Origin of the sequence: Lichenibacterium ramalinae, from assembly GCF_004137085.1 — a bacterium.
GTDB classification, from domain to species: domain Bacteria; phylum Pseudomonadota; class Alphaproteobacteria; order Rhizobiales; family Beijerinckiaceae; genus Lichenihabitans; species Lichenihabitans ramalinae.
In genome coordinates this window covers 62,797-74,642 of record NZ_QYBC01000006.1, presented here as the reverse complement: position 1 = coordinate 74,642, position 11,846 = coordinate 62,797, and the positions used below count along the sequence as shown (strand labels likewise).

Below are 11,846 nucleotides of genomic sequence, written 5' to 3'. Positions count from 1 at the left end.
AGGACCGCGCGCCGCCGCCCGGCCGGTGCCGCTGCAGCGGGCCGCGCGGAACGGCCGGGGGAGCCAGTCCATGAACGCGCCGCAACCGGCTGCCACGCTCCATCGCCGCCTCGACGACGCCGAGATCAAGTCGATCGTGATCGGCCTCATGACGGCGATGCTGCTCGCCGCCCTCGACCAGACGATCGTGGCGACCGCCATGCCGACCATCGGCCTCGACCTCGGCGATGCCGTCAACCTGCCCTGGATCGTCACCGCCTACCTGCTGGCCTCCACGGCCGTGACGCCGCTCTACGGCAAGCTCAGCGACATCCACGGCCGGCGCATCATGCTGCTGATCGCCATCACGACCTTCAGCCTGGGCTCGCTGGTCTGCGCCGTGGCGCCCACCATGGTGACGCTGGCCCTGGCGCGCGGGCTGCAGGGCATCGGCGGCGGCGGCCTCATCGCCCTGTCGCAGACCATCATCGGCGACATCATGTCGCCGAAGGAGCGCGCCCGCTACCAGGTCTACATCGCAGGCGTCTTCGTCGCCGCCTCCGTGGCGGGGCCGCTGCTCGGCGGCTTCTTCGCCCAGCACCTGCACTGGTCCTACATCTTCTGGATCAACCTGCCGATCGGCTTCCTGGCCTTCGCCCTCACCAACGGCAAGCTCAAGCTGCTGCCGCGCCACGAGCGCCGCCACCGGCTCGACTGGCCGGGCGCCTCGCTGCTCGTCCTCGGCTCGACCAGCCTGCTGCTGGCCCTGAGCTGGGGCGGGGTGCGCTTTCCCTGGACCTCCACGGTGGTGCTGTCGCTGCTCGCCGCCGCCGCCCTGCTCGGCACGGGCTTCGCGGCGCGGCTCGCCACCGCGGCCGAACCGCTGATCCCGACCAACGTCCTCAAGGACCAGGTGGTCTACAGCGCGACGCTCGCCGCCTGCTTCGCCATGGGCACCTTCATCGGCCTCACCATCTACGTGCCGATCTTCTTCGAGGGCGTGCTCGGGCTGTCGGCGAGCCAGTCCGGCCTCGCCCTGGTCCCCCTGATGATCGGCACCGTCACGGGCGCCACCCTGTCGGGCCGCTCGATGCTCTATTTCAAGCGCTACAAGCGCGTGCCCATGGCCATGATGGGGGTGAGCGTCGCCTGCTGCGCCCTCATCGCCGCCTATGGCCGGGCGTTGCCCTTCCCGCTCATGGAGGTGCTGTTCCTGTTCCTGTCGATCGGGCTCGGCACCATCCTGCCGCTGTCCACCATCGCGATTCAGAACACCGTGGAGCTGCACGAGCTCGGCATCGCGACCGCGTCGATGAACTTCTTCCGCTCGCTCGGCGGCGCCCTGATCGTGGCGGCCTTCGGCACGATCGTGCTGGGCGGCACGGCCGGCAATGCCGGTGCCGTGCATGACATGGAGGCGCTGATCCGCGGGTCGGACGCCGCCCATCTCGCCGGCACGTTCCGGTGGGTGTTCTGGGCGGCCTGCCTCGGCCTCGGCCTCGCCTGGACTTTCCTGATCCTCATGGAGGAGCGGCCGCTGCGGGACCGGCGGGCCGGAACGGGCGACGCGGGTTCTCTCGAAGCCGAACTGCCGAACCCGCTCGTCCTCGAGTGACGGCCGGGCCGGCGACCGGCCCCGGGTTCACCCTCGGTGTCGGACGTGGCATGGTGGCGCCGGGTGCCGGAGGCGCGGCAGCAGCCGCCCCGGATACGAGGGGAGACGCGACTTTGGCCGAGGATTTCGACAAGGCGGCGCTCGACTACCACCGCTTCCCGACCCCGGGTAAGCTGTCGGTCGAGCCCACGAAACGCATGGCGACGCAGCGCGACCTCGCGCTGGCCTATTCGCCCGGCGTCGCGGCCGCCTGCAAGGCCATCGTGGCCGATCCGGAGGCCGCGCGGGACCTCACGGCCCGCGGCAACCTCGTCGCCGTCATCTCCAACGGCACCGCCGTGCTCGGGCTCGGCAACATCGGCGCGCTGGCGGGCAAGCCCGTGATGGAGGGCAAGGCGGTCCTTTTCAAGAAGTTCGCCGGCATCGACGTCTTCGACATCGAGGTGGACGCGCAGGACCCGGAGCGCTTCATCGACGTGGTGGCGGCGCTGGAGCCGACCTTCGGGGCCGTGAACCTCGAGGACATCAAGGCGCCCGAGTGTTTCGAGATCGAGCGCCGCCTGCGCGAGCGCATGAATATCCCGGTGTTCCACGACGACCAGCACGGCACCGCGATCGTCTGCGCGGCGGCCCTGGTCAACGGCCTGAAGCTCCAGGACAAGCGGCTCTCGGACGTGCGGCTCGTCACGTCGGGCGCCGGCGCCGCCGCCCTCGCCTGCGTCGACCTGCTGGTCTCGATGGGGCTCAGGATCGAGAACGTCACCCTCACCGACATCAAGGGCGTGGTCCACCGGGACCGCGGCGACGAGATGGCGCCCAACATGGCGCGCTATGCCCGCGACACCGAGGCCCGCACCCTCGCCGACGCCCTGCCGGGCGCCGACGTCTTCCTCGGCCTGTCGGCGCCGCGCGTGCTCAAGCCCGAATGGCTGAAGACCATGGCGGCGAAGCCCTTCGTCCTGGCGCTCGCCAACCCCGACCCGGAGATCACCCCCGAACTCGCCCGCGAGGCCCGGCCCGACGCCATCATCGCCACGGGCCGGTCGGACTACCCGAACCAGGTCAACAACGTCCTGTGCTTCCCCTTCATCTTCCGCGGCGCGCTTGACGTCGGCGCGACGGAGATCAACGAGGCGATGAAGATCGCCGCCGTCGACGCCATCGCGGAGCTGGCCCGCATCGAGGCCAGCGACGTCGTGGCCTCGGCCTACGGCGGCCACGCGCCGGTCTTCGGGCCCGAATACATCATCCCCAAGCCCTTCGACCCGCGCCTGATCCTGCAGGTGGCGCCGGCCGTCGCCAGGGCCGCCATGCAGTCCGGCGTGGCGCTCCGCCCCATCGCGGATTTCGACGCCTATGCGCGCGACCTCGAGCGCTTCGTGTTCCGCTCGGGGCAGCTCATGCGCCCGGTCTTCGAGGCCGCGCGCCGCAAGCTGCAGCGCGTCGTCTATGCCGAAGGCGAGGACGAGCGCGTGCTCAGGGCCGTGCAGACCGTGATCGACGAGAAGCTGGCGGAGCCGATCCTCATCGGCAGCCGCGACGTGGTCGACCGCAAGGCGGCGGCGCTGGGGCTGAGGCTCCGCGCCGGCGCCGGCGTCACGGTGCTGGATCCCAAGGAGGACGAGGCCGTCTTCGGCCCGCTCACTCGGGAATACCAGAAGCTCGTCGACCGCCGCGGCGTGCCGCCCGACGCCGCCGCCCGGCGCATGCGGACGCGCCTGTCCATCCCGGCCGCCATGCTGCTCCAGTCGGGGCAGGCCGACGCCGCGCTGGTCGGCGGCACCGGCGACTGGTCGCGCCACCTCGCCTACGCGCTGCCGATCGTGCGCAGCGAAGTCGAGGGCGGGCGCGTCTACGCGCTGTCGGGGCTGATCCTGCAGAGCGGCGCCCTGTTCATCTGCGACACCCACGTCAACCACGAGCCCAGCGCCGAGCAGATCGCCGAGATGACGCTGCTGGCGGCCGAGGAGGTGCGGCGCTTCGGCGTGGCACCCAAGGCGGCGCTGCTCAGCCATTCGAGCTTCGGCGCCTCGAACTCGCCCTCGGCCCGCAAGATGCGCCGCGCCCTGGCCCTCATCCGGGCGCAGGCGCCCGACCTCGAGGTGGACGGCGAGATGCACGCCGATGCCGCGCTGAGCCCCCCCCTGCGCGACCGGCTGGTCGCCGACAGCCCGTTGGAGGGGGCCGCCAACCTCCTCGTCATGCCCAACCTCGATGCCGCCAACATCGGCCTGACGCTGCTCGGCGCCTCGGCCAGCGGACTCCAGGTCGGCCCGATGCTGCTCGGCCTGCAGAAGCCCCTGCACGTGCTGGTGCAGAAGGTGACGGCGCGCGGCATCGTCAACATGACGGCGCTGGCCGCCGCCGAGGCCGGCAGCGACGAGTGACGGCCGACCCTCCCCCGGTTATCGGGGGAGGACCGCGGCCGGGTCGGGAAAACCCCTTTCCACCCTGCCGCAGCGTCGCTACGGTCCTGCAAAATCGAGGGAGATGGCCAGCCATGAATGCGGAAGACCCGCGCGTCCTGACGGTGCAGCCGCGCCGGCCCTGGTACAGGCTGCTCTACGTGCAGGTGCTGGTCGCCATCGTGATCGGGGCGCTGCTGGGCGTCGCCTTCCCGGGCAAGACCGGCCTCGCCGCCAACATGAAGCCGTTCGGCGACGCCTTCGTGAACCTCATCAGGATGATGATCGCGCCGGTCATCTTCTGCACGGTCGTGCACGGCATCGCCACGATGGGGGACCTGAAGCGCGTCGGCCGCGTCGGCGTCAAGGCCCTGGTGTATTTCGAGGTCGTGTCGACCCTGGCCCTGGCCATCGGCCTCATCGTCGCCGACGTGGTCCGGCCCGGCGCCGGCTTCAACATCGATCCCAAGACGCTCGACCCCGCGTCCGTCTCCACCTACGTGTCGGCCGCCAAGGGCGACAGCGTCACGGCGCATCTGCTGGCCATCATCCCGTCGAGCTACGGCGACGTCTTCGCCAAGGGCGACCTGCTGCAGGTGCTGCTCGTCGCCATCCTCACCGGCATCGCTATCTCCCGGCTCGGCGAGACGGGCGAGCGGGTGGCGGCCGGCATCGACGCCGCCGGCAAGGTGTTCTTCCGCATCATCGGCATCATCGTGCATTTCGCGCCGATCGGCGCCTTCGGCGCCATGGCGTTCACGGTCGGGGCCTTCGGCTTCAAGAGCCTCGCCTATCTCGGCGCCCTCATCGCCACCTTCTACGGCACCAGCCTGCTCTTCGTCTTCGTGGTGCTGGGGCTCATCGCCCGGGCGGCGGGCTTCTCCATCTGGCGCTACCTCGTCTACATCAAGGACGAGCTGCTCATCGTGCTCGGCACCTCCTCCTCCGAGACGGTGCTGCCCAACATGATCCGCAAGATGCAGGCGCTCGGGGCGTCCAAGCCCGTGGTGGGGCTGGTCATCCCGACCGGCTACAGCTTCAACCTCGACGGCACCAACATCTACATGACGCTGGCGGTGCTGTTCCTCGCCCAGGCCACCAACACCGACCTCAGCCTCGGCCAGGAGCTGAAGATCCTGCTCATCGCGGCGCTGACCTCGAAGGGCGCCTCCGGCGTCACGGGGGCGGGCTTCATCACCCTCGCGGCGACGCTGGAGATCGTCCCCGAGATCCCGCTCGCCTCCGTCGCCATCCTGGTCGGCATCGACAAGTTCATGAGCGAATGCCGCGCGCTGACCAACCTCGTCGGCAACGGCGTCGCCGCCCTGGTGATCAGCCGCTGGGAGGGCGAGCTCGACGTCAGGCAGCTCAACGCCGCCCTGAGCCGCCCCGTCGCCGCCGGGGACGCCGTCGAGGCCCGCATCACCTGAGGGGACGCGGAGGGATGCCGTCACGTCGAGGGCGAAACGGCATCCCGCGGATGCTTCCGAGGAGCACGCCGGCACAGGGTCGCGACCGACCCTGACGCGGTCCCGCCCGGCCGCCTTGCCGCCGTCACGGTGCCGCTGTAGGCACCCGGCATCGTTCACCCCCCGTGGGACCATCACCGTGTTGACCTTCTCCCACGCCGACCTCGGCACCGTCGTCGAGATCCTCCGCGACGCGGCCCGCGCCGAGATCATGCCCCGCTTCCGCGGCGACGTTCCCAAGCGCACGCGCGAGAAGACGTCGCGCCAGGACCTCGTCACCGATGCCGACGAGGCGGCCGAGGCCGCCATCACGGCGGCGTTGCTGCGGGCCTTTCCGGGGTGCGCGGTCGTCGGCGAGGAGGCGACGGAGCGCGATCCGGCGCTGCTCGACGCGCTCGGCGAACCCGACCTCGCCTTCGTCATCGACCCGATCGACGGCACCAAGAACTTCGCCTCCAGCCTGCCGCTGTTCGGCGTCATGGCGGCGGTGCTCCGGCGCGGCGAGATCGTGGCGGGCGTGATCCTGGATCCCGCCGAGGACGATTGGGCGCTCGCGCTGCGCGGCGAGGGGGCCTGGCTGCAACGCGCCGACGGGCGCCGCCACGACCTGCACGTGGCACCCGCCCCGTCGCTCGCCGAGATGGCCGGCCTGGTGTCCTGGACGTTCTTTCCCGGCGACGAGCGGTCTCGCGTGCCGGCCCGCTTCCCGCGCGTCGCCAACGCCAGCGATTACCGCTGCGCCGCCCACCAGTACCGGCTGCTCTGCGGCGGCTTCTACGATTTCGCGCTCTATTCGAAGCTCATGCCCTGGGACCACGCGGCGGGGTGGCTGCTGCACCGCGAGGCGGGCGGCTATTCGGCCTGCCTCGACGGCTCGCCCTACGCCGCGACCCGGCACGAGGGCGGCCTGCTCTGCGCGCCCGACCGGGACAGCTGGGCGCTGCTGAGCGACGCGCTTCTCCGGCCCTGAAGGGCCGGGACCGCGCCTGGAGCAGGATGGGCTTTCGCGGAACCGCCTCGACGCTTTCAGGCCGAAGACATTGCGCGAACTTCGGAGCTGGAGCGCGGTCGCCGAAGGCGGAAGCGCTCCAGCCCGGCGTCAGCCCTCGACCTTGCGGCCGAGGCCGATCTTGCGGGCGAGTTCCGAGCGCTTGTTGGCATAGGCCGGCGCCACCATCGGATAGTCTCGCGGCAGGTCCCATTTCGCCCGGTACTGCTCCGGCGTCAGCCCGTAGGCGGCCTGCAGATGGCGCTTCAGCGACTTGAACTTGCGGCCATCCTCGAGGCAGACGATGTAGTCGTCCGTGACCGACTTCCGGATCGGCACGGCCGGCGCCTGGGGTTCGACGACCGGCTCAGGTGCAGGGCCGTCTTGCATGCGATCCAGGGCTGTATGAATAGTCTTCATCAGCGTCGGTAGATCGCTCGCCGGAACCGCATTGTGCGCCACATAGGCCGAAACGATTTCAGTCGCGAGTTCGATCAGCCGAGAACCCCAGGCATCTTCCATGATAATGACACAGTCCCTTCACTCTACTCTCGGTCGTCATCATCGGCCTATGGCGGCGAAGACTGACCGCGATGGCTACCATGATGGCGTTGATGCTACGGTAGTGGGGGCGAAGGCGTTCCGCAAGGTATCGTTACAAGGTTGTAATGGTGCGGGGCGGGGCGCGGCGTGAGCGAACGCGGCAAGCTGAAGGCCCGCATCGCGGCGCTCCTCGCCAAGACGGTCGCGAACGGCTGCACCGAGGCGGAGACCCTGGCCGCCGCCGCCAAGGTGGCGGACCTGCTCGACCGGCACGCGCTGGCGATGAGCGACGTCGAGATCCGGGAATCGCCCTGCGAGCGGGTCGTCTTCGCGTCGCGGCACAAGAAGCGCGTGCCGCTCGACGGCTGCATCGGCGCCATCGCGGCCTTCTGCGACTGTCGCGTCTGGCGCGAGAAGGACGCCGGCGGCCGCACCGCCCATGCCTTCTTCGGCCTGCCCGAGGACGCCGCGGCGGCCCGGGATCTCGCCGACCTCGTCGACGGCGCCGTGCGGGCGGAACTCGGCCGCTACAAGACGAGCCCCGCCTATGCGGGCTTCGACACGCGCGACCGGCACCTCGTCAACGCTTCCTTCACGCTCGGCATGGTGGCGGGCATCGGCGACAAGCTCGATGCCCTCAAGGCGGCGCGCGACGCCCGGCACCGCGGCACCGGCCGCGACCTCGCCGTCGTGAAGACCTCGGCGGTCGACGAGGCCTTCGCCCAGCTCGGCCTCGTGATGGTGGAAGGGCAGGGCGGCCCGCGGCGCGTCATCGCCGAAGGCGCCTATACGGCGGGCGAAGCCGCGGGCGCCGCCCTGGAGGTCGGCCGGCGGCCCTGACGGCCGCCGCCTGCGACACGGAGCATCACTCCGCCGCTTCGGCCACGGCGGCCGGGCCCGGCACGTAGTTGAGGATGGGGCCGAGCCAGCGCTCCACCTCGTCCACCGGCATGCCCTTGCGGGCCGCATAATCCAGCACCTGGTCGCGCTCCACCTTGGCGACCCCGAAGTAATGTGCGTCGGGGTGGGCGAGGTAGAGGCCCGACACCGACGAGCCCGGCCACATGGCGAAGCTTTCGGTCAGCTTGACGCCGATCCGCGCCTCGGCGTCGAGCAGGCGGAACAGCGTCGCCTTCTCGGTGTGGTCCGGCTGGGACGGGTAGCCCGGCGCCGGCCGGATGCCGCGATAGGGCTCGCCGATCAGCTCGTCCGGGCCGAACTGCTCGCCCGGCGCGTAGCCCCAGAGCTCCTTGCGGACGCGCTGGTGCAGCGCTTCGGCGAAGGCTTCGGCGAAGCGGTCGGCCAGCGCCTTGACCATGATGGAGGAATAATCGTCGTTGGCGCGGGAGAAGCGCTCCGACAGGACCTCCTCCTCCATGCCGGCCGTCACCACGAAGGCGCCCACGTAGTCGCCGAGGCCGCCGTCCTGGGGGGCGACGAAGTCGGCGAGGGCGAGGCTCGCCCGGCCTCCGCCCTTCGAAAGCTGCTGGCGCAAGGTGTAGAAGGTGGCGGCCTCCTCGTCGCGCGCCTCGTCGGTGAAGAGCCGGATGTCGTCGCCGACGGCGCCCGCCGGCCAGAAGCCCACCACGGCCTTGGGCTTGAACCAGCCCTCGGCGATGATCTTGCCGAGCATCGCCTTGGCATCGTCGAACAGCGCCCGGGCCGCCGGCCCCTGCGTCTCATGGTCCAGGATGGCGGGGTAGCGGCCCTTGAGCTCCCAGGTGGAGAAGAAGGGCGTCCAGTCGATGAAGCGGGCGAGGTCGGCGAGGTCGTAGGTTTCGAAGACGCGCGTGCCGAGGAAGCTCGGGGTCGGCGGCTCGTAGCCGCTCCAGTCGACCTGCAGCCGGTTGGCCCGGGCCTTGGCGAGCGGCAGGCGCTGCTTGTCGGCCTCGCTCCTGGCATGGGCGTCGGCGACCTTGCGGTATTCGGCCCGGGTCCGGGCGACGAAGTCGCCGCGGTTGTCGGGCGACAGCAGGTTCGACACCACGCCGACGGCGCGGCTGGCATCCGTGACGTAGACGGCCTGGCCGGAGGTGTAGCGCGGGTGGACCTTCACGGCCGTGTGCACGCGGCTCGTCGTGGCGCCGCCGATCAGCAGCGGCAGGTCGAAGCCCTGGCGCTCCATCTCGGCCGCCACATGCACCATCTCGTCGAGCGAGGGCGTGATGAGGCCCGACAGGCCGATGATGTCGACCTTCTTCTCGCGCGCGACCTCCAGGATCCTAGTGGCCGGCACCATGACGCCGAGGTCGATCACCTCGTAGTTGTTGCAGGCCAGCACCACGCCGACGATGTTCTTGCCGATGTCGTGGACGTCGCCCTTCACCGTCGCCATCAGGATGCGGCCGGCGGCCTCGCGCTCGCCGCCGCCGTTGGCGGCCTTCTCGGCATCCATGAAGGGCAGCAGCACCGCCACGGCCTGCTTCATCACGCGGGCCGACTTCACCACCTGGGGCAGGAACATCTTGCCCGAGCCGAACAGGTCGCCGACCACGTTCATGCCCGCCATCAGCGGGCCTTCGATGACGTGCAGCGGCCGCTGGGCCGCCTGGCGCGCCTCCTCGACGTCGGCCTCGATATAGTCGGTGATGCCGTTGACGAGGGCGTGGCTCAGCCGCTCGGCGACGGGCTTCTCGCGCCAGGACAGGTCCTGCGCCTTGGCCTCCTGCCCCTTCACGCCGCGGTAGCGCTCCGCCACGGCGAGCAGCCGCTCGGTGCCGTCCGGCCGGCGGTTCAGCACGACGTCCTCGCAGGCCTGGCGCAGCTCGGGGTCGATCGTCTCGTAGATGGCGAGCTGGCCCGCGTTGACGATGCCCATGTCCATGCCGGCCTGGATGGCGTGGTACAGGAACACGGCATGCATGGCCTCGCGCACGGGCTCGTTGCCGCGGAACGAGAAGCTGAGGTTCGATACGCCGCCCGACACGTGGGCGTGGGGCAGGGTGGTGCGGATGGCGCGCGTCGCCTCGATGAAGGCGACGCCGTAGCCGTCGTGCTCCTCGATGCCGGTCGCGACGGCGAAGACGTTGGGGTCGAAGACGATGTCCTCGGGCGGGAAGCCGTCGGCGACCAGCAGCGCGTAGGCGCGGGAACAGATCGCGACCTTGCGCTCCAGCGTGTCGGCCTGGCCCTGCTCGTCGAAGGCCATCACGACGACGGCAGCGCCATAGGCCCGCACCAGGCGGGCGGCCTTGAGGAAGGCCTCCTCGCCCTCCTTCATCGAGATGGAATTGACCAGCGCCTTGCCCTGGACGCGCTTCAGCCCGGCCTCGATGACGGAGAACTTCGACGAGTCGATCATCACCGGCACCCGGGCGATGTCGGGCTCGGCGGCGACGAGGTTGAGGAAGTCGATCATCGCCTTCTCGGAGTCGATGAGGCCCTCGTCCATGTTGACGTCGATGATCTGGGCGCCGTTGGCGACCTGGTCGCGCGCGACATCGAGCGCGGCGACGAGGTCGCCCTCCTTGATCAGCTTGCGGAAGCGGGCCGAGCCCGTGACGTTGGTGCGCTCGCCGACGTTGACGAAGGGGATGTCGGGCGTGAGCACGAAAGGCTCGAGGCCCGACAGCCGCATCATCGGCGCCACCGTCGGCAGGGCGCGCGGCGCCTTGCCCTTCACGGCCTCGGCGATGGCGCGGATGTGCTCGGGCGTGGAGCCGCAGCAGCCCCCCACCACGTTGACGAGGCCGTCCGCCGCGAAGCCCGCGACCTGCGCCGCCATCATCTCGGGGGTCTCGTCGTAGAGGCCGAATTCGTTGGGCAGGCCGGCGTTGGGATAGGCGCACACGAAGGTGTCGGCGGCGGCCGAGAGTTCGGCGAGGTGCGGCCGCATGGCTTCGGCACCGAGCGCGCAGTTGAGCCCGATGGTGAAGGGCCGGGCGTGGCTGAGGGCGTTCCAGAAGGCCGTCGGCGTCTGGCCCGACAGGGTGCGGCCGGACAGGTCCGTGATGGTGCCGGAGATCATCACGGGGAGGTGGATGCCGGTCTCGTCGAAGACCGCGTGGGTGGCGAAATACGCCGCCTTGGCGTTCAGCGTGTCGAAGATCGTCTCGATCAGGATGATGTCGGCGCCGCCCTCGATGAGGCCGCGCACCTGCTCGGCATAGGCGTCGCGCAGCTCGTCGAACGTCACGGCGCGGAAGCCCGGGTCGTTCACGTCGGGCGAGATCGAGGCGGTGCGGTTGGTGGGCCCGAGGGCGCCGGCGACGAAGCGGCGCCGGCCGTCCTCGCGCTCGGCGCGCAGCAGGGCGCGCTTGGCGAGGCGCGCGCCGTCGCGGTTCAGCTCGTAGACGGCCTCTTCCATGCCGTAGTCGGCCTGGGCGATGCGGGTGGACGAGAAGGTGTTGGTCTCGACGATGTCGGCGCCCGCCACCGCATAGGCGTAGTGGATGGCCTCGATGGCGTCGGGCTGGGTCAGGGTCAGGAGGTCGTTGTTGCCCTTGAGGTGGCACTCGCAGGCCTGGAACCGATGGCCGCGGAAGTGGCTCTCCTCGTAGTCCAGCCCCTGGATCTGCGTGCCCATGGCGCCGTCGAGCACCAGGATGCGCTCGCGCGCCGCGGCGGTGAGCGCGCGGAGGATCTCGGCGCCGTCCTGGCGGCCCTCCCGGACGCGGCCCGTGCCGTCGGCGAACAGGGCGTCGATGTCCTGGCTCATGCTGTGCTCCATGGGTTCACATGCTGATATAAAGATATTGTTATATGATGCAAGCAGCGGGGCGCTCCGAAGGCCGTACACGGTCCGTTAACCCTGTCGGAGGCGCAATGTGACGGCGGCGCGACATCCCCGGGCGAGAGTTCCGAAGCTCCGGGCGCTGGCGCGACGCACGATCGCGGCTCCATCGCGG

Annotated in this window: 7 protein-coding genes; 5 read left to right on the top strand and 2 right to left on the bottom strand. The window is 70.4% G+C overall.

Annotated elements, in window-relative coordinates; all coding sequences use genetic code 11:
* The first annotated feature begins 70 nt into the window (after nt 1-70).
* The 4 genes from D3272_RS08505 to D3272_RS08490 all read left to right on the top strand — a co-directional run bounded on the left by D3272_RS08505 (nt 71) and on the right by D3272_RS08490 (nt 6,438).
* Complete coding sequence (locus D3272_RS08505; RefSeq protein WP_129218737.1) at nt 71-1,594, top strand: MDR family MFS transporter; 1,524 nt, start codon at nt 71-73, stop codon at nt 1,592-1,594.
* A 50-nt stretch (nt 1,595-1,644) separates the two neighbouring features.
* Entirely contained in the window at nt 1,645-3,981 is a 2,337-nt protein-coding gene (locus tag D3272_RS08500) for an NADP-dependent malic enzyme (RefSeq protein WP_207210169.1), read from the top strand.
* 113 nt (nt 3,982-4,094) lie between these two features.
* Nucleotides 4,095-5,429, top strand: coding sequence for a dicarboxylate/amino acid:cation symporter (locus D3272_RS08495; protein ID WP_129218735.1), 1,335 nt, complete (start codon nt 4,095-4,097; stop codon nt 5,427-5,429).
* Between the two features lie 181 nt (nt 5,430-5,610).
* Nucleotides 5,611-6,438, top strand: a complete 828-nt coding sequence (locus D3272_RS08490; protein ID WP_129218902.1) for an inositol monophosphatase family protein — start codon at nt 5,611-5,613, stop codon at nt 6,436-6,438.
* Between the two features lie 129 nt (nt 6,439-6,567).
* Here the strand turns inward: D3272_RS08490 and D3272_RS08485 are convergent, their stop codons facing one another.
* Entirely contained in the window at nt 6,568-6,978 is a 411-nt protein-coding gene (locus tag D3272_RS08485; protein WP_129218734.1) for a Ros/MucR family transcriptional regulator, read from the bottom strand.
* 168 nt (nt 6,979-7,146) lie between these two features.
* Here D3272_RS08485 and D3272_RS08480 point away from each other — a divergent pair, with 168 nt between their 5' ends.
* Nucleotides 7,147-7,839, top strand: a complete 693-nt coding sequence (locus D3272_RS08480; protein ID WP_129218733.1) for a DUF7168 domain-containing protein — start codon at nt 7,147-7,149, stop codon at nt 7,837-7,839.
* Between the two features lie 25 nt (nt 7,840-7,864).
* On the opposite strand, the gene metH is transcribed toward D3272_RS08480, so the two are convergent.
* Entirely contained in the window at nt 7,865-11,656 is a 3,792-nt protein-coding gene (gene metH / locus D3272_RS08475; RefSeq protein WP_129218732.1) for a methionine synthase, read from the bottom strand.
* Nucleotides 11,657-11,846: the final 190 nt, after the last annotated feature.